The sequence below is a fragment of the Pedococcus sp. 5OH_020 genome (assembly GCF_027812955.1).
Classification (GTDB): domain Bacteria; phylum Actinomycetota; class Actinomycetes; order Actinomycetales; family Dermatophilaceae; genus Pedococcus.
Genome location: NZ_JAPYZV010000006.1, coordinates 312,711 through 330,067, shown reverse-complemented (window position 1 = coordinate 330,067; position 17,357 = coordinate 312,711). Strand labels below are relative to the sequence as shown.

At 70.0% G+C, this 17,357-nt stretch carries 15 protein-coding genes; 5 read left to right on the top strand and 10 right to left on the bottom strand.

What is annotated here, in order from left to right; all coding sequences use genetic code 11:
- Positions 1–17 precede the first annotated feature (17 nt).
- Together PHA84_RS13610 and PHA84_RS13605 are read left to right on the top strand one after the other, a co-directional pair.
- A complete protein-coding gene (locus tag PHA84_RS13610; RefSeq protein WP_270888652.1) occupies positions 18–1,169 on the top strand; it encodes an LOG family protein in 1,152 nt (383 codons plus the stop codon).
- Complete coding sequence (locus PHA84_RS13605) at positions 1,166–1,705, top strand: DUF1990 family protein (protein ID WP_270888651.1); 540 nt, start codon at positions 1,166–1,168, stop codon at positions 1,703–1,705. The genes PHA84_RS13610 and PHA84_RS13605 overlap by 4 nt, the downstream gene beginning before the upstream one ends.
- Before the next feature lie 71 nt (positions 1,706–1,776).
- On the opposite strand, the gene purU is transcribed toward PHA84_RS13605, so the two are convergent.
- The 6 genes from purU to pyrH all read right to left on the bottom strand — a co-directional run bounded on the left by purU (position 1,777) and on the right by pyrH (position 7,738).
- Positions 1,777–2,661 carry a formyltetrahydrofolate deformylase gene (gene purU, locus PHA84_RS13600; RefSeq protein WP_270888650.1) on the bottom strand — a complete coding sequence of 295 codons (885 nt, stop codon included), beginning with the start codon at positions 2,659–2,661 and terminating at the stop codon, positions 1,777–1,779.
- A gap of 69 nt (positions 2,662–2,730) precedes the next feature.
- Positions 2,731–3,960: a monooxygenase gene (locus tag PHA84_RS13595; RefSeq protein WP_270888649.1), complete on the bottom strand. Its 1,230-nt coding sequence runs from the start codon at positions 3,958–3,960 to the stop codon at positions 2,731–2,733.
- A 136-nt stretch (positions 3,961–4,096) separates the two neighbouring features.
- Complete coding sequence (gene rlmN / locus PHA84_RS13590; protein ID WP_270888648.1) at positions 4,097–5,332, bottom strand: 23S rRNA (adenine(2503)-C(2))-methyltransferase RlmN; 1,236 nt, start codon at positions 5,330–5,332, stop codon at positions 4,097–4,099.
- A 62-nt stretch (positions 5,333–5,394) separates the two neighbouring features.
- Positions 5,395–6,306: a phosphatidate cytidylyltransferase gene (locus tag PHA84_RS13585; RefSeq protein ID WP_270888647.1), complete on the bottom strand. Its 912-nt coding sequence runs from the start codon at positions 6,304–6,306 to the stop codon at positions 5,395–5,397.
- A gap of 35 nt (positions 6,307–6,341) precedes the next feature.
- On the bottom strand, positions 6,342–6,899 hold the full coding sequence (frr, locus tag PHA84_RS13580) for a ribosome recycling factor (protein ID WP_270888646.1): 558 nt from the start codon (positions 6,897–6,899) through the stop codon (positions 6,342–6,344).
- 86 nt (positions 6,900–6,985) lie between these two features.
- Positions 6,986–7,738, bottom strand: coding sequence for a UMP kinase (gene pyrH / locus PHA84_RS13575; protein WP_270888645.1), 753 nt, complete (start codon positions 7,736–7,738; stop codon positions 6,986–6,988).
- Between the two features lie 230 nt (positions 7,739–7,968).
- Here pyrH and PHA84_RS13570 point away from each other — a divergent pair, with 230 nt between their 5' ends.
- On the top strand, positions 7,969–9,945 hold the full coding sequence (locus PHA84_RS13570; protein WP_270888644.1) for a M13-type metalloendopeptidase: 1,977 nt from the start codon (positions 7,969–7,971) through the stop codon (positions 9,943–9,945).
- Positions 9,946–10,097: 152 nt separating this feature from the next.
- Here the strand turns inward: PHA84_RS13570 and PHA84_RS13565 are convergent, their stop codons facing one another.
- Positions 10,098–10,325 (bottom strand): hypothetical protein, encoded by a 228-nt coding sequence (locus PHA84_RS13565; protein ID WP_270888643.1) that lies wholly within the window; start codon positions 10,323–10,325, stop codon positions 10,098–10,100.
- Between the two features lie 161 nt (positions 10,326–10,486).
- Here PHA84_RS13565 and PHA84_RS13560 point away from each other — a divergent pair, with 161 nt between their 5' ends.
- Positions 10,487–13,441 carry an ATP-binding protein gene (locus PHA84_RS13560; RefSeq protein ID WP_270888642.1) on the top strand — a complete coding sequence of 985 codons (2,955 nt, stop codon included), beginning with the start codon at positions 10,487–10,489 and terminating at the stop codon, positions 13,439–13,441.
- On the opposite strand, the gene PHA84_RS13555 is transcribed toward PHA84_RS13560, so the two are convergent.
- The 3 genes from PHA84_RS13555 to rpsB all read right to left on the bottom strand — a co-directional run bounded on the left by PHA84_RS13555 (position 13,421) and on the right by rpsB (position 15,747).
- Complete coding sequence (locus tag PHA84_RS13555) at positions 13,421–13,693, bottom strand: DUF4242 domain-containing protein (RefSeq protein WP_270888641.1); 273 nt, start codon at positions 13,691–13,693, stop codon at positions 13,421–13,423. The genes PHA84_RS13560 and PHA84_RS13555 overlap by 21 nt on opposite strands.
- Positions 13,694–13,851: 158 nt before the next feature.
- On the bottom strand, positions 13,852–14,682 hold the full coding sequence (gene tsf / locus PHA84_RS13550; RefSeq protein WP_270888640.1) for a translation elongation factor Ts: 831 nt from the start codon (positions 14,680–14,682) through the stop codon (positions 13,852–13,854).
- A 39-nt stretch (positions 14,683–14,721) separates the two neighbouring features.
- Entirely contained in the window at positions 14,722–15,747 is a 1,026-nt protein-coding gene (gene rpsB, locus PHA84_RS13545; protein ID WP_270888639.1) for a 30S ribosomal protein S2, read from the bottom strand.
- Positions 15,748–16,042: 295 nt separating this feature from the next.
- Here rpsB and PHA84_RS13540 point away from each other — a divergent pair, with 295 nt between their 5' ends.
- Positions 16,043–17,197: a pyridoxal phosphate-dependent aminotransferase gene (locus tag PHA84_RS13540; protein ID WP_270888638.1), complete on the top strand. Its 1,155-nt coding sequence runs from the start codon at positions 16,043–16,045 to the stop codon at positions 17,195–17,197.
- The last annotated feature ends 160 nt before the right edge of the window (positions 17,198–17,357 follow it).

Sequence of the window (17,357 nt, the reverse complement as noted above, 5' to 3'; positions counted from 1 at the left end):
GCGGCTAGGGTCTGAGCATGGCGGCCACGAGCGGCAAGGACTCTCCGGAGGTTGAGAGCCTGCGTGACCTGGACGCCGTGATCGCCTCCGGCCGACCACTCACCGGCCTTCGGCTCCAGGACCTCGACCTCACGGCATACGAGGACGTGTTCCTGGGGCGCACCGACCTCGAAGGGCTCGTCGTCCTCGGCGGCCGGCTCCCGCCGGCGCTGGATACCCACCTGCGTATGCACCATGCCTTGGTGTTCCCGACTGACCCCAGCTGTCCAGTCAACCCGTACCGCGCCAGCCTGTACGAGCCGCATGAGCTCTACGCCGGGCTGGCGGACCAGGGCTACGAAGCGACCCCGGACTACCGCGCGTACGAGTGGTCCCGCGACACGACGTTCCATCGGGATGCCCTGGCAACCCTGCTCCGGGCCATCCACGACGACTCGGTCACCGACGCCCTGACCGAGCTCCTCGGAGACCGGATGGTCGTGGGCGTCATGGGCGGCCACGCGCTCGTGCGCGGCTCCGCGCCATATGCCGACGCCGCTCGGCTGGGACGGACCCTCGCCGCAGCCGGCCTCGTGGTTGCCACCGGCGGCGGCCCGGGTGCCATGGAGGCTGCCAACCTCGGGGCGTTCGCGACCGGTGAAGGACAGCTGGACACCGCCCTGGAGCGGCTCGCGGACGTTCCCTCCTTCCGGCCGGACGTGCGCGCATGGGCCTTGGTGGCCCTCCAGGTCCGCCAGGAGGTGGGAAGAGCCCGTCGCTGCAGCGAGGTCACGAGCGTCGGCATCCCGACCTGGTTCTACGGCCACGAACCACCGAACGTGTTCACCGACGGCATCGGGAAGTACTTCTCCAACGCAGTGAGGGAAGACGGCCTCCTTTCGCGGTCGAACGCGGGCGTGGTGGTCCTCGAAGGCGCGGCCGGCACGGTCCAGGAGATCTTCCAGGCGGTCACCCCGCTCTTCTATGCCGAGGCCGACGCCACCCTCTCCCCCCTGGTCCTGGTGGGCCGGCAGTACTGGACGACCGCGGTCCCGGTCTGGGACGTGGTCCAGGCACTGGGCCGCGACCGGCTCCTCGGACCGGCAGTGCACCTGGTGGACTCTGTCGCAGAGGCAGCGGAGGTCGTCACCTCGGCGTTGCCCAGCAACCCTGCGCACGTGGGCCGATGACCATGCGCCTGTCCGACCTGAGCCACTTGGACCTCACCTACACCCCTCAGGGGCTCACGCTCGAGTCGATACTGCCCGAGGGTTTCCAGCACCTGGAGGTACGTCGCCGGCTCGGATCGGGAGACCAGGCGTTCCGTAGAGCCTCGGAGGCCGTTCTGACGTTCGAACCGCAGCGGGCCACCGGCCTGCGCCCGCTGACCAGCGGATCGCGGGCGGTGGAGGGCGTCGACGTGCTGAACCGGCTGGGGCCTGTGCCGGTCCCGTGCCGCGTCGTCTGGATGCTCGACTCGCCGACGCGGGCCGGCTTCGGCTACGGCACGCTGCAAGGACATCCGGAGAGTGGCGAAGAGGGATTTCTGGTCGAGCGCCATGGTGAGGAGGTGTATGCCGCGGTGCGGGCCTACTCCCGGCCGGTCGCGTGGTGGACGCGGCTTGGCGGTCCGCTCACGTGGCGCGGACAGCGATGGGTGGCCCTGGGCTACTTGTGGGCAGTGCAGCGAGCGGTCGACCGGGACCGGGGACGTCGGAAGGGATGACCACGGTGATCTGCGTCAGCCGAGCTGCCCCGCGCCAGTCGCGCTCATCCGCCAAGCCGCTCACTGCGGCGTCAGTCGAACACGATCGTGCGGCGGCCTCGCAGCACCACCCGGCGTTCCGCGTGCCAGCGTACGGCTCGGGCGAGCGCCATGGCCTCGAGCTCCTGACCCGCGGAGGCGAGCTCGGCAGGGCTCATCCTGTGGTCGACCCGCCGGAAGTCCTGCTCGATGATCGGCCCCTCGTCGAGGTCCGCGGTGACGTAGTGAGCCGTGGCACCGATGACCTTGACACCGCGGTCATGGGCCTGCGTGTACGGCTTGGCCCCCTTGAAGCTCGGAAGCAGCGAGTGGTGGATGTTGATGATCTGGCCGGGGAAGTCGGCACACAGGTCCGCCGACAGCACCTGCATGTACCGGGCCAGCACCACCGTGTCCGCTGCGTGCTCGGCGATCAGCCGGCGCAGAGCGGCTTCAGCGGCCGGCTTGGTGTCGCGGCCAACCGGGAGGTGGTGGAACGGCACGCCATGCCACTCGGCGAGCTGCCGGAAGTCGTCGTGGTTGGAGATGATGGCCACCACCTCCACGGGCAGGGTGCCGCTCTCGGCCCTGAACAGAAGGTCGTTGAGGCAGTGGCCCTGCCGGCTCACCATGACCACGACCCGGCGACGCTGGGACAGGTCATGCGCCGCATACTCCATCCCGAACCGGCCCACTACATCTGCCATCGCCGCATCGAGGTCCGCGAGACCTAGCGGCGATCCCTCCCGTGCGAGGTGCATCCTCAGGTGGAACTCGCCCGACGTGGCGTCCGCGAACTGTTGGCTGTCCAAGATGGTCATGCACAGCTCGAGCATCACGCCTGAGACGGCGTGCACGATGCCACGTCGGTCCGGACACGACACGGTGAGGACGAACTCGCGACCCTGCTCGGGCGTCCGCGGGCTTCCGCTACGCACAACACGCTCCTTCCGACGCACCACACCTCTGGGATGGACGTCACCTCTGGCAGAGTCTCGAGGCGGCGGCTACGGCCGGGTCAGCAGCACGATGCCCAGGCACATCTCGTCGGTCGTGCCCTCCCCCCACACGACGTACCGCTCCGGGAGGCCGCTGAACGCCGGCAGCCTGTCACGCAGACTCTGGTCGTGCGTGCAGGTGACCGACAGCGTGTCTCCTGGCCTGACCCTCACCTCGGGCTTGACCGGCCGGCTGCTCTGGTTGTCGAAGTCCCACACCGGGAGGCTCAGAATGGTCCGCTCGTCGGCGCGGCCCTTGTTGACGGTGACCTTGATCGAGCGACCGAGGAGGTGCATGTGTCCGGCGACCGCCCGGATGGTGCCCGCCTCGAGCACCGGTCGGGTGCAGGTCTGCGTCGCAGAGGCGTGGATCGGCCCGCAGAGCAGGTGCAGCGCGTTCGCTACGGCGCCGGCCTCCCCTCCGAACCGGTGCGCGACGTCGAGCACCGCCACGTCCCGGTCGCACAGCGGCCCCGACTTTCCCGGGCGGCAGGGCAGCTCGACGGGGCCCGGGAGCAGGACCGTGTCCAAGGTCTTGCGGGTGCCGTTGTCCGCGGCGAGCCGGATCCTGGCAGCGCTCCGGTCGGGGGCATGGCCGGCGAGAAGGTTGTAGTGGACCTGCATGATGATCCGTGAGCCCGCCGCCATGGGCATGCCCAGGTCGGGCGCGAGCAGGCTCTCACCGCCCCCGGGCGCCCAGGCACCCAGCCACGGCGCCTGGTCCAGGCTTGCTCCCTGGCCCTCGACACCGCTGCCGCCGAAGCACGTCCAGCCCTGGCCGGGCACGCGCTGGTCCTCCTGCTGCGCGCGGGCCACCTTGTCCGGAGGAACCCTGAACAGGATGACGTGGTGCACGATGTGGGGGTTCCCTGGTACCACGTCCATTCCGGTGATGACCGCGTCGCGTGTCACCTTGGGGTCGAGCAGGAAGCAACGGTAGTCATCGGTGCCGGGCGTCGTGGGGGCCTTGGGCGTGTATGCCGCCGGCATGGCCACGGTGACGAGCCGTTCCCCGTTCCGCAGCGGAGCTATGGGCCGCGGGGCCTGCGCCGCGGCTGCGTGGTCGTGCCCGGGAGCTGCGCTGCCCGTGGCCGACGACCGCGTGGGGGACGCCGTCGGTAGCTGACCGGCGGCAGATCGTGACGAGGACGAGGACGAGGCCTGGCCCGTCGCGGCGCAGGACGCCGTGGTGAGCGCCAGCGCTACCGCGGCGACCACGAGACGGAGGCGAGCGGTCACCTGCCGAGTGTAGGCGGATGGAGGTACCGCGGCCGCCCATCCGTCGCACCCGGCTCGGTCGGCTGCGCCTCGACCGGTGGCCGTGCCCAGGCTGTGGCGGCGCAGGCTGTGGCGGCGCTCAGTTTGTTGGCGGCGCTCACGCGGTGGCCGCGGCCAGCTGCCCGCAGGCGCCGTCGATGTCCTGGCCCCGGGTATCCCGGATGGTCGTCGGAATACCGTGTGCGCGCAGCCGCTCGACGAACTGCTGCTCGACGCCGGGTCGCGACGCCGTCCACTTCGAGCCGGGCGTCGGGTTGAGCGGAATGGGGTTCACGTGTACCCAGCCCCTCCCCCGTGCGGCCAGCTTCTCCCCCAGCAGGTCGGCCCTCCAGGCTTGGTCGTTGATGTCCTTGATGAGGGCGTATTCGATACTCACGCGGCGCCCCGTGGTGAGGTAGTAGCGGTGTGCACTGTCGAGCGCCTCGTCGACCTTCCAGCGCGTGTTGATGGGGACGAGTTCGTCACGCAGCTCGTCGTCGGGTGCGTGCAGCGACAGCGCCAGGGTGACCGGGATGCCTTCCCCCGCGAGCTTGTCGATGGCCGGCACGAGCCCCACGGTGGACATGGTGACGCCTCGGGCGGAGATCCCCAGACCTTCCGGTGCCGGGTCGGTCAGCCTCCGGATGGCGCCGATGGCGGCCTTGTAGTTGGCCAGCGCCTCCCCCATGCCCATGAAGACGACGTTGGAGATCCGCGTCGGTCCGGTGGCCTCCGGAGCGTTGACGTCGTCCTCGTCACCGAGCCCTGCTTCTGCACCCGCTGTCCCACCGGCTCCCACACCGGTTCCCATCGCGCTCGCGAGCCCTCCGTTGCGTAGCAGCCGCGCGGCCGACACCACCTGCTCCACGATCTCGGCGGTAGACATGTTCCGGGTGAGCCCTGCCTGGCCCGTGGCGCAGAACGGGCAGTTCATGCCGCATCCAGCCTGGCTGGAGATGCAGATGGTCACCCGCTTGGGATAGCGCATCAGCACGGACTCGACGATCGCGCCGTCATGGAGCTTCCAGGCCGACTTCACCGTGGCACCGTCGTCAGCGGTCCGCTGGACCAGGGGGGTGAGGAGAGTCGGAAGGAGGTCGGCGACCAGGTCGTCGCGGATGGCCTTCGGCAGGTCGGTCATCTGCTCCGGCGCCTCCACGAGCCGCTCGAAGTAGTGCGTCGAGAGCTGCTTGGCGCGGAACCGCTTGTGACCCAACGCCTCGACCGCTTCCGCACGCTCTGCGGGCGTGAGGTCGGCGAGGTGCCGCGGTGGCTTCCCGCGGCGAGGGGCACTGAACGTGAGCTGGCCCGGCACGGGCCGGGCGGTGGTGGGTTCGGGCAGGTCGGTGCTCATGATGGGCCCATTCTCTCAGGTCCACCGGGTCCACCAGGCTCACCAGGCCGGCTGCCCACGGCCTACGTCGCGGAGGGCACCACGGCAGCGAGCAGCGCCCAGGCGATCGGAGCCACCACGACCAACGAGTCGAGCCGGTCCATGACCCCGCCGTGGCCGGGCAGGATCGTGCTCATGTCCTTGATGCCGAGATCCCGCTTCACGGTCGACTCGGTGAGGTCACCCACCGTGGCGGCGACGGCGCAACAGGCGCCCAGCAGGGCACCACCCCACCAGGGGCCGTCCAGAATCAGCGCGACGGCCACCGCACCACCCACCACGCAGGCCAGGACGGAGCCGGCGAAGCCCTCCCAGGACTTCTTGGGACTGACCGACGGCGCCATGGGGTGCCTCCCGAACGACACGCCTGCCGCATACCCCCCCACGTCGCTGAGCACGACGACGAGGATGAACACGAACACCCTGCGGGCGCCGTCCGGAGCCGCCAGCATCAGGGCCGCGAAGCCCGCAAGGAACGAGGGGTACACCGCGACGAAGAAGCCGCCCGCCACGTCGCGCACCGCGTCGAGCACCCCGTCGGCCACCCGCCACAGCAGGATCCCCACACACGTCAGGCCCAGCGTCACGATCAGCGCCTCTCCACCGCCGACATACGCCGACAGGATCATGCTGACGCTGCCGACAAGGCTGGGGAGAAGCGGCACGTGGATGGAGACCTGGGCGAGGGCTCGCCGCAGCTCCCATACCCCGACGCCGATCGCCACGACGACGATGCCGAGCATGAGCTCCTTGCGCAGCACCAGCGAGGCGACGATCAGGACACCTAGGCCCAGACCGACCCCGATCGCTGCGGGGAGGTTGCGACCTGCCCGCGACGGACTGCGGACCGGCGGCTCGGCCGCCGTCGGGCCGACGGCGCTTCCCGAGGCCTGCCTGGCCTCGCGACGGGTGTTGCCGGACTGGGGGGCGGACATGGAGGTCGCTCGTGGAGGAGGGGTGCTGGCGGAGCTCAGACCTCCAGGAGCTCTGCCTCCTTGCCCTTGAGCAGCTCGTCGACCGTGTCGACGTACCGCTTGGTGGTGGCGTCCAGCTCCTTCTCGCCGCGCGAGCCGTCGTCCTCGCCGACCTCGCCGTCCTTGACCAGCTTGTCCAGCTCGTCCTTGGCCTTCCGCCGGATGTTGCGGATGGACACCTTCGCGTCCTCGCCTTTGTGCCGGGCCAGCTTGATGTAGTCCCTGCGCCGCTCCTCGGTGAGCTGGGGAAGCACGCAGCGGATGACGTTGCCGTCGTTGCTGGGGTTCACTCCGAGGTTGGAGTCACGCAGGGTCTTCTCGATCGCGTGCATCGCCGACTTGTCGAAGGGGCTGATGAGGATGGTGCGGGCCTCGGGCGTCTGGAAGGACGCCAGCTGCTGCAAGGGAGTGGGCGCGCCGTAGTAGTCGACCAGCAGCTTGTTGAACATGCCCGGGGTGGCGCGGCCGGTCCGGATTCCCGCGAAGTCCTCCTTGGCGACCTCGACGGCCTTCTCCATCTTCTCCTCGGCTTCGAGAAGAGTCTCTTCAATCATGTCCAGCTCCTTGTCGGGCGCTCCCTGACAGGGGGACGCCGGTCGTCATGTGGCCAGTCTGAGGGAGGCGCCGAGCAGGCGCCGCCTCACCCGGGGGTGACCAGCGTCCCGATCCTCTCACCGCGCAGTGCCTTGACCACGTTGCCCTCCCCCTCCATGCCGAAGACCACCATGGGCAGCTTGTTGTCCATGCACAGGCTGAACGCCGCGGTGTCCACCACGCGCAGCCCCCTCTGCATCGCCTCCGTATAGGTGATCTCGTCGTACTTCCTGGCGGCGGGGTTCGTCCGCGGGTCCGAGTCGTAGACGCCGTCGACCCCGTTCTTGCTCATCAGCACGGCGTCGCACTTGATCTCCAGGGCCCGCTGCGCCGAGACGGTGTCCGTGGAGAAGAACGGCATCCCGGCGCCGGCACCGAAGATCACGACCCTGCCCTTCTCCAGGTGGCGGATCGCGCGCCGGGGGATGTATGGCTCGGCCACCTGCCCCATGGCGATCGCCGTCTGGACGCGCGTCTCCACTCCCTCCTTCTCGAGGAAGTCCTGCAGCGCGAGACAGTTCATGACAGTGCCCAGCATGCCCATGTAGTCGGCCCGCGTACGGTCCATGCCCTGCTGCTGCAGCTCGGTGCCGCGGAAGAAGTTGCCGCCGCCGATGACCACGGCGACCTGGATGCCCTCCCCCACCCCGCGGGCGATCTGGCGCGCCACGCCTCGCACGACGTCCGGTGCCAGGCCGACCTTGCCGCCACCGAAGACCTCGCCGGAGAGCTTGAGCAGGACCCGCCGGTGGTGAGCAGGGGAGCCGGCTCGGGCGGTCTGCTCGGGGGCAGATGTCACGACAGGTCCTCCTGGTGCTACGGGCGGTCACCGAATACTTCCACACTCGGTGCCCACCCCCCGTCTCGGTCATGCTCCTGTCCGTGATGGCGCGGCGCCTGTCCGTCATGGCGGGGCGCGTGTCGGTCATGGCGTGGCTCCTGTCCGGCCCGTGACCGTCGTTGCTCGCCGCCGGTTGGGGCCGTCAGTCGCCCGTGGCAGGGTTGGCGCATCCAGCCGCATCAACCCCCATGAAGGAGACGCGTGTGAGGTCCGGCATCCTCCCAGGTCACCGCGACGAGTCGGTCCGCCCGCAGGACGACCTCTTCGGATACGCGAACGGCGCCTGGGTGCGTGACACCGAGATCCCGGCCGACCGTGGTCGATACGGCACGTTCGACATCCTGCGCGAGCAGTCGGACGAGCGGGTCCGCGGGCTCGTGGAGCAGGCCGCCGCGGAGACCGACGCGCCGAAGGGGTCGCCGAACCGCCAGGTCGGGGACCTCTACCGCTCCTTCATGGACGAGTCACGCGTCGAGTCCCTCGGCCTCCGCCCGATCCAGGACGACCTGGGCGCCATCGCGGCCACAGAGACCGTGGAGGACCTGTTCCGCGTGGCCGGCAGGCTACAGCGCCAGGGAGTGCCCGGGCCGCTGGCCATGGGCGTGGCCCCGGACGCCCGCTCCCCCGAGGAGTACATCGTGTACGTGGCTCAGGCCGGCCTGGGGATGCCGGACGAGTCGTACTACCGCGAGGAGCGCCATCAAGACGTCCGTTCGGCGTACCTGCCTCACGTCTCGAAGATGTTGCACCTCACCGGCCTTGCCGACGGATCGACCGAGGAGGGCTCGGCCGCCGCCCGCGTCGTGGCGCTGGAGACTCGGATCGCCGCCCACCACTGGGACAACGTCGCGACTCGAGACGCGGTCAAGAGCTACAACCGGTTCACCTGGGAGCAGCTCTGCACCCTTGCACCGCAGGTCCCTTGGGAGCCGTATGTCGAGGGTCTGCGTGCGCGAGAGGCGTTCGAGCAGGTCGTCGTGGGGCAGCCGGACTTCCTCGAGGGCCTGTCCCAGCTCGTCGCGGAGGTGCCGCTGGCCGACTGGCGGACGTGGCTGGCGTTCCACCTCGTCGAGTGCTCGGCCCCTCTGCTGAGCAGCGACCTTGTGGCCGCTGAGTTCGACTTCTCGGGCCGCGTCGTGTCGGGGCTGCCGGAGAACCGCGATCGCTGGAAGCGCGGCGTGTCGCTCGTCGAGGGTGCCGTCGGGGAGGCCGTGGGGCAGCTGTACGCGGCACAGTACTTCCCGCCGGAGGCGAAGGAGCGGATGCTGCAGCTCGTCGACAACCTCGTGGAGGCGTTCCGCAGGTCGTTCCAGAGCCTGGACTGGATGGGTCCGCAGACCCGCGAGCAGGCCTTGGCCAAGCTCGAGTCGTTCACCCCCAAGATCGGCTACCCGGACCGGTGGAGGGACTACTCCACCCTGACCATCGACGACGACCTTGTGGGGAACGTGCGTCGGGCGGCCGTGTTCGAGCACGACCGACAGCTGGCCAAGCTCGGCGGTCCGATCGACCGCGACGAGTGGATGATGCTCCCGCAGATGGTGAACGCCTACTACCATCCGCTGCTCAACGAGATCGTCTTCCCAGCCGGGATCCTCCAGCCGCCGTTCTTCGACCTGGAGGCCGACGACGCGGTCAACTACGGAGGGATCGGCGCCGTCATCGGCCACGAGATCGGGCACGGCTTCGACGACCAGGGGTCCCGCTACGACGCCAAGGGCGCGCTGCGGGACTGGTGGACCGAGGACGACCGGGCCCGGTTCGACGAGCGCACCCGGGCTCTCATCGCGCAGTTCAGTGAGCTGTCGCCGTTGGCGGCGCCCGAGGACAAGGTGAACGGTGCCCTCACGGTCGGGGAGAACATCGGTGACCTCGGCGGCCTGGCCATCGGGTATGCCGCCTACTGCATCGCCACGCAGGGCCAGGAGGCCCCCGAGCTCGACGGGCTGAGCGGGGTGCAGCGCTTCTTCTTGGGCTGGGCCCAGGTCTGGTGTGGCAAGGCCAGACCCGAGGAGGCGAGACGGCTGCTCGCCATAGACCCACACGCACCGACGGAGATCCGCGCCAACGCGGTGCGCAACTGTGACGAGTTCCACGAGGCCTTCGCGGTCCGCGAGGGCGACGGGATGTGGCTGGCGCCCGAGCACCGGGTGCACATCTTCTGACCAACCCTCGCGGGTGGGGCGCCCCCTGCCACTGGTGCTGTGGTGCGCGTCGGCAGATCATGCCGCAGGTGGCTGACGGGAGCGCAGGAGTGCCGCGTGGCAGGAGCCACGCGGCACTCCCACTCGTGCACCGCGCACGGAGCGGGAGCGCCTCAGCGCTCGGGCAGGTGGAGCGGTGCGGACACCCCGGCGCCGGACAGCTCGTCCCCACGGACGATCTGGGTGCCGACCCGCTGGACGGGGTTCTTGAAGGGCGACGTGATCTGGACCGTGGGTGGCCCGGCGTCCTGCCGCGCGTCTGCAGGCCCGACAGCGAGAAGGGTGAGGACGGTCGCGGTGGCGATCGTCAGCGTGAGGCGAGCGATGCGGTGCACGTTCATGGTCTGGCTCCTTGTCCTGGCGGCCCACCAGTTGTGGGCCTGCAACCAGAGTCCGCGGCTGAGGACCTCACCACCTGACCGGAACCGGGCATCTTGCCCGCAGCGGCGGATGACCAGAAATGCCCATGGGGCGTGCCGATCGGCACCGGTACCGTGGACACGTGATCGGGTGGGCCGGCCCGGAGCTTCCGCCGCAGTGGTCCGGGTCGGCGAGGACGCCGCCCCTCGTTGGACGGCGGGCCGAGCTCGAGGCCCTCGAAGCCGCCTGGCGGGCTGTCGAGGCAGGAGCCCGTCAGCTCGTCCTCGTCGGGGGCGAGGCCGGTGCGGGAAAGTCCCGACTCGTGCAGGAGACCGCCCTAGCGCTGCACTCCCAGGGTGTGCGAGTCCTCACCGGCGCATGCTCGCCGGACCTCGGTCTGCCGTTCGACCCCCTCGCCGGTCCGGTTCGAGTGCTGCTGCACGCCGTGGAGTCGGGCGAGCTCAGCCTCGAGCAGCAGGCGTCCGACCCGCTCGATCCCGCGCTGTTGCGCACCCTCGTCGACGGGACGCTGCAGACCACTGTCGCCGTAGCTCGGCCCTCGTTGGGCGGTGTCGTCTCAGCCCTCACCGCCGCGTGCCGCGGTCGCCCGGTCGCGTTGGTGCTGGAGGACCTTCACTGGGCCGGTGAGTCCGGGCTGCGTGCCTTGCGCTTCGTGGTCGAGCAGACCAACCGGCTTCCGCTCCTGCTGCTGGCGACCTACCGGACGAGCCCTCCTGACCGCTCGGAGGTCCTAGGTCAGCACCTCAGCGAGCTCTCCCGCGTACCCGGCGTGCAGCGTCTCGAGCTCCAGGGACTCGAGACGGCCGAGATCGCCGACTACCTCGCCGCCCTCGACGGCTTCGCACCGCACGCCGGCGTGGAGGACGCGGCAGCCCTGCGCGCGCACACGGGAGGCAACCCCTTCATGCTCGGGGAGGTGTGCCGCGAGCTTCGCCGCCGTGACCGGTCCCCGACCGTCTCGGGAGAACCGCTGCCGGTGCCGGAGTCGCTGCGCAGTCTCGTCGCCGGGCGTCTCGCGACTCTTCCGGCGCACCATCGGCGGCTGGTGAACCTCGCAGCCATCGTGGGCGAGACCTTCTCGCTAACCACCCTCCTCGCCGTCCGCACGCCGGACGGGCAGGGGCCCGGGGTGGGCCAGGTCTACGAGGCCCTGGAAGCGGCGGCCGCAGCCGGGCTGGTCGAGCCGGTCCGCAGTATGGCCGGCCGACACCGCTTCCCGCACTCCCTGGCACGCCAGGCGGTACTCGACGAGATGAACCACTACGAGCTGGCGTCGGGGCACGCCAGCGTAGGTTTCGCGCTCGAGCGTGCACCGGACGGGGAGGGCTCGCACGTTCAACGGCTGGCCCACCACTTCGCGAATGCCGTAGGGCTCGGCCTCGAGGACCAAGCCGCGCACTACCTCGAAGGGGCCGCAGTGGCTGCGCGGTCACGACTGGCCCACGCCGACGCCGCCGTGCTGTTCGAGCGGTCCGCGTCGTTCGCAACCGGTCCGGAGGACCGGGACCGGCTGCTCCTGGCGGCTGCACACTGCTACCACGGCGCTGGCAACATGACCCGGGCCCGCTCTCTCGGGGAGCAGGTCGCGACCGAGGGCCAGCCCGGCATCCGACTCACCGCTGCGATCGCCTACGAGAGGTCCTGCTGGGAGGCCAGCGTGGACTTCCCGCGCGCGGTGCAGCTGCTCAGCGAAACGTTGGCTGCCGAACCCGCCACGCACGCACTGGCCAGGATCCGTGGCGAAGCCCATCTGGCGCGCGCACTCGCATGGATCGGCCGCCTTCCCGAGGCGGTCAGCCGGAGCGAGGATGCGGTGGCGCGAGCACGCGCTTCGGGTGACGAGGACACCCTCGTTGACGTGCTGTCCACGGCGATCCACGCCACGACCGGGCTCTACCGCGCCCGTGACCGTTGGGACCTCGCGCGGGAGCTCTGCGAGATTGCCAGACGCCGGGACGACGTCGCGCCTCTGGGCCCGGGCGCCGCCACCCGATCCCAGTGCGCCTACATCCTGGGGGACCCCGACGACCTCCGCAGCGCGCTGGAGGACATGGCGCACATGGTGCGAGCGACGCAGCACACGTACTGGTTGTGGACCGCCAACTTCGCCGCGATCTCTGCCCGGATCATGCGTTGCGACTTCACCGGAGCCGAGGAGTCGATGCGGAGCAACCGGGCACTTGCTCGGTCCCTCGACGGCGGGCAGGGACGCCAGGACGAGGGGCCGGCCAGCCTGCAGACCTTCATCCTCAGACGCGAGACAGGTGGTCTGGAGCCGGCCCGCGCGCTGCTGGGGGGCGCTGCCTCGCCGCTGAACGACGCCTGGCGACCCGGGCTTCTGGCCCTCGCCACCGAGCTGGGCGCGGCGGACATCGCCCTCGCCACGCTGCGTGAGGCCCTCACACACGACCTGGAACAGCTGCGGGTGTCGTCCTCCTGGCCGGCAGTCCTGTCATTCCTGGGCGAAGCCGCCGCTTGGCTCGACCAGCCCGGTCTCGCCGAGGTGCTGCTGGCCGAGACGGAGGGCTACGCCGGGTACAACCTCCTCGGCGGGGAGTTCCTGGCGCCGATGGGCAGCATCGAGCGGCTCGTCGCCATGCTGCGTGCCACGTTGCATCGCCCTGGTGTCGAGGACCACTTCTCACTCGCTCTGGAGATGGACCTGCGGATGGGGTCGACGCTGCACGTCGCCACCACGAGGGCCGAGTGGGCGGCCTACCTGCTTCGAGTGCGCGCGCCGTCCGCCCGGGTCGAGGAGCACGCGCGCGTGGCTCGCGAGCTGGCAGTCCGTCACGGCCTGGCCCGCGTGCGGCGTCTGCTCGGTCCACTCGCGAACGGGGTCCCGTCACAGCGACCGGACGGGCTCACCGAGCGCGAGGTCGATGTGCTGCACCTCATCGGCCGAGGCTGCACCAACCGTGACATCGCCCTCGAGCTCGTGATCAGCGAACACACCGCGGCCAACCACGTGCGCAGCATCCTCATGAAGACGCAGTCACCCAACCGGACTGCGGCGGCTCACTACGCCATGCGGCACGGGCTACTCGGGGCAGCCTCAGACCGGGGCGACCAGTGAGCCGGTCGGCAGCACCCGGTGACCGAGCTCGGTGACGACGTCTGCCGGAAGACCAGCCCGCTGGGCCGCCCGACGGATGGCATCTGCGGACTCGGCCTCATAGAGGCAGTACGACTTCCGCTTGTCTGCAGAGAGGAAGGACAGCACCCAGCTCACCTCCTCCTCGTCGTTGATGAGGTTGATCCTCTTGGCGTCCTCCGCCGTCGGGTCCAGCTGGTCGGCGAACCGCCGTTCGATCATGAAGATGGGCATCTGGGACCTCCTGCGCCCGAAACTACGCCCGTCCACCGGTCGCCGGCATGACTCGTTCTGATCATCTGGCACCTGAAACACCGGGCCCCCGGCGCAGGTATGCCGCCCGCTCTGGTGAGCGGGCGGCATACCGGGTCCTGCGGTCTAGCGGGGGCTGATCAGCTGCCCACCCGGAAGCGGGCGAAGGACGTGACCTTCGCACCGGCCTCCTCGAGCACCTTGGTGACCGTCTTCTTGGCGTCCTTGGCGAAGGGCTGCTCGAGCAGGACGTTCTCCTTGAAGAAGCCGTTGACGCGCCCCTCGACGATCCTCGGCAGGGCCGCCTCCGGCTTGCCCTCCTCCTTGGCGGTGGCCTCGGCGACGCGGCGCTCGTTCTCGACGATGTCCGCGTCCACCTCGTCCCGGCTCAGCACGGTTGGCGCGAACGCCGCGATGTGCATGGCGACGTCGCGGACCACGGACTCGTCCCCCGTCTCGGCTCCGACGAGCACACCGATCTGCGCCGGCAGGTCAGGGCTGGTCTTGTGCAGGTACGAGGAGACGACGGGGGCCTCGACGCGGGCGACCCGCTTGACCTCGATCTTCTCTCCGATGGTGGCGTTGGCCTCGTCGAGGAGCTCCTGGACGGTGCGACCGTCCTCGAGCGTGCTCTTGAGCAGGGAGTCGGCGTCGGCCGCGCCAGAGCTGGCGGCCTGGGCCAGCACCTGGTCGGCCAGGGCGATGAACTTGTCGCCCTTCGCCACGAAGTCGGTCTCGCAGAGGACTTCGACCAGGGTGCCCACGCCGCCCTCGGCCTGAGCGGCGACCAGGCCGTTGGAGGTGGTGCGACCCTCGCGCTTCGTCACACCCTTGAGTCCCTTGACACGCAGGATCTCGGTGGCCTTGCTGCGGTCGCCGTCGGCTTCGTCGAGCGCCTTCTTGACGTCGAGCATGCCGGCGCCGGTGGACTCCCGCAGGGCCTTGATGTCAGCGGCGGTGTAGTTCGCCATGAGAATCTGTCAGCTCTTTCTGTCTACGTGGTCTGTGGCTCAGGCGTTGGCGCTGTCGGCGTCGGCGTTGACCGCCGCGTCGACGGCGGGGGCCGCCTCGTTGCCCGGGATGGCAGTCGCAGTCTGCGTGGTGCCGATGCTCTCGGTGACCGCTGTGGCGTCGGCGTCAGTCGGGTCGGCAGCCTCCGGCGAGCCGGGTGCAGCGGTCGCGTCGCCTGTCACGTCGGCCGCGTCCGCGGCGGCCGTCTGGCCGGCCTCGGGGGCAGCGACGGCCGCGGTCTGCGGGGCGTCCCCACCGAGGAGCTCGCGCTCCCACTCGGCCAGCGGCTCGTCACCGGCGACAACGCCCTCGGCCTGCTCGCCGGACTTGCCGGAGGAGCGGGAGATGAGGCCGTCGGCCACGGCGTCGGCGATCACCCGGGTCAGCAGGGTGACCGAGCGGATGGCGTCGTCGTTGCCCGGGATCTTGTAGTCGACCTCGTCCGGGTCGCAGTTCGTGTCGAGGATGGCGATGACCGGCAGTCCGAGCTTGCGGGCCTCGTCGACGGCCAGGTGCTCCTTCTTGGTGTCGACGATCCACACGGCGGAGGGGACCTTCGCCATGTCGCGGATGCCGCCGAGGGTCTTCTCCAGCTTGTCCTTCTCGCGCTTGAGGATGAGGAGCTCCTTCTTCGTGCGGCCGGAACCCGCCACGTCGTCGAAGTCGATCTCCTCGAGCTCCTTCAGGCGCGTCAGACGCTTGGAGATCGTGTTGAAGTTGGTGAGCATGCCACCGAGCCAGCGGTGGTTGACGTAAGGCATCCCGACCCGCGTCGCCTGCTCCGCGATGGGCTCCTGAGCCTGCTTCTTCGTACCGACGAACAGCACGGAACCACCGTGCGCGACGGTCTCCTTGACGAACTCGTAGGCGTTGTTGATGTAGGTCAGCGACTGCTGGAGGTCGATGATGTAGATACCGTTGCGCTCGGTCATGATGAAGCGCTTCATCTTCGGGTTCCAGCGACGGGTCTGGTGCCCGAAGTGGACGCCGCTCTCGAGGAGCTGGCGCATGGTAACGACGGCCATGCCGTGGTCTCCCTTGTGTGTTTGTCAGTTTCGTCGGACTCCGCCATGGGCGGCGGTGTCCTGCCTGGCGCCTGCAACGCACCCGCCGCGTCACGCGGCCTGTGGACCGCGCGGGATACGGACTGCCTGGGTGCGCCCCGGGTTCGGAGGAAACCTCGTCACCCGGCGAGAAGACGCGCGAATTAGGTCCCGGGTGCGAGCACACGGTGACCGTCGACCATCGTACGGCCCGGGGTGCTGATCGAGAAATCCCCGGCCCGCGGCTGTCGGCCTCGGCGGCGGATAGCCTGCCCCCATGGGCTCACCCCTGGTACGACGCATGCAGGGCTTCGGCTCCACGATCTTCGCCGAGATGACGGCCCTCGCCGCCCAGCACGGCGCCGTGAACCTGGGCCAGGGGTTCCCGGACTCGGACGGCCCCCCGGAGATGCTGGAGGCCGCGAAGGCGGCGATCGACGGCGGGCGCAACCAGTACCCCCCTGGCCCGGGCGTTCCCGAGCTGCTCGACGCCGTGGCCGCGCACCAGTCGCGCTTCTACGGCCTGTCCCCGGACCCGAGTTCCGAGGTGCTGGTCACCGTCGGAGCGACAGAGGCCATCGCGGCGACGATCCTCGCCCTCTGCGAACCGGGCGACGAGGTGGTGACCTTCGAGCCGTACTACGACTCGTATGCGGCCTCCATCGCGTTGGCGGGGGCCGTTCGCCGGACCTCGGTGCTCAGGTTCCCGGACTTCGCCGTCGACGAGGAGTCCCTGCGCGCGGCCTTCTCCCCACGGACCCGGATGGTGCTGCTCAACAGCCCCCACAACCCGACGGGCAAGGTGTTCACGACCGCAGAGCTCGAGCTGGTGTGCGCGCTGGCCAGGGAGTACGACGCGTGGATCGTCACGGACGAGGTCTACGAGCACCTGGTCTTCGAGGGGCTCCAGCACGTCCCCGTCGCCACGCTGCCTGGCATGGCCGGACGGACCCTGACGATCTCGTCCGCGGGCAAGACCTTCTCGGCGACCGGGTGGAAGGTCGGCTGGGTCAGCGGACCCGCGGAGGCCGTCGCTGCGGTCCGGGCCGTGAAGCAGTTCCTGACCTTCGTCGGGTCCGGGCCCTTCCAGCCCGCAGTCGCCGTGGCCCTGGGCCTGCCGGACACCGTGTACGCCTCGTTGTCGACGATGTTGCAGGCCAAGCGGGACCTGCTCGTGAAGGGCCTCGGCTCCGCGGGCCTCGAGGTCTCCGTTCCTTCCGGCACGTACTTCGTCATCGCGGACGCCGCGCCGCTGGGGGCGAAGGACGCGTTGGAGTTCTGTCGTGAGCTGCCCGGGCGAGCCGGGGTCGTGGGGATCCCTGTGTCGGTGTTCCACGACGATCGGGACGCTGCCCGGACGCTCGTGCGGTTCGCGTTCTGCAAGAGGGACGAGGTCCTGCATGAGGCAGTCGACCGGCTGAGCCGCCTCTGACCGGTCCCGGGTAGCAAGGGGCGGGCGCGGCTCGCGCCGGGCCGGCCACCGCGCATTCGGCCCACGCACGAGGTCCTCAGCCGCGGTTCCACAGGGGTCGAGGACTCTGGCCGGCGTCAACATCGCGGGGGCGACCCTTCACCGCGGCTCGCTCCGACCA

What these genes read in the sequence shown, in the direction of transcription:
- PHA84_RS13605 (WP_270888651.1), top strand. Translation starts at nt 1,166, where the DNA reads ATGACCATGCGCCTGTCCGACCTGAGCCACTTGGACCTCACCTACACC.
- PHA84_RS13610 (WP_270888652.1), top strand. Translation starts at nt 18, where the DNA reads ATGGCGGCCACGAGCGGCAAGGACTCTCCGGAGGTTGAGAGCCTGCGT.
- PHA84_RS13555 (WP_270888641.1), bottom strand. Translation starts at nt 13,693, where the DNA reads ATGCCCATCTTCATGATCGAACGGCGGTTCGCCGACCAGCTGGACCCG.
- PHA84_RS13570 (WP_270888644.1), top strand. Translation starts at nt 7,969, where the DNA reads ATGAAGGAGACGCGTGTGAGGTCCGGCATCCTCCCAGGTCACCGCGAC.
- PHA84_RS13585 (WP_270888647.1), bottom strand. Translation starts at nt 6,306, where the DNA reads ATGTCCGCCCCCCAGTCCGGCAACACCCGTCGCGAGGCCAGGCAGGCC.
- PHA84_RS13540 (WP_270888638.1), top strand. Translation starts at nt 16,043, where the DNA reads ATGGGCTCACCCCTGGTACGACGCATGCAGGGCTTCGGCTCCACGATC.
- PHA84_RS13565 (WP_270888643.1), bottom strand. Translation starts at nt 10,325, where the DNA reads ATGAACGTGCACCGCATCGCTCGCCTCACGCTGACGATCGCCACCGCG.
- frr (WP_270888646.1), bottom strand. Translation starts at nt 6,899, where the DNA reads ATGATTGAAGAGACTCTTCTCGAAGCCGAGGAGAAGATGGAGAAGGCC.
- rlmN (WP_270888648.1), bottom strand. Translation starts at nt 5,332, where the DNA reads ATGAGCACCGACCTGCCCGAACCCACCACCGCCCGGCCCGTGCCGGGC.
- tsf (WP_270888640.1), bottom strand. Translation starts at nt 14,682, where the DNA reads ATGGCGAACTACACCGCCGCTGACATCAAGGCCCTGCGGGAGTCCACC.
- rpsB (WP_270888639.1), bottom strand. Translation starts at nt 15,747, where the DNA reads ATGGCCGTCGTTACCATGCGCCAGCTCCTCGAGAGCGGCGTCCACTTC.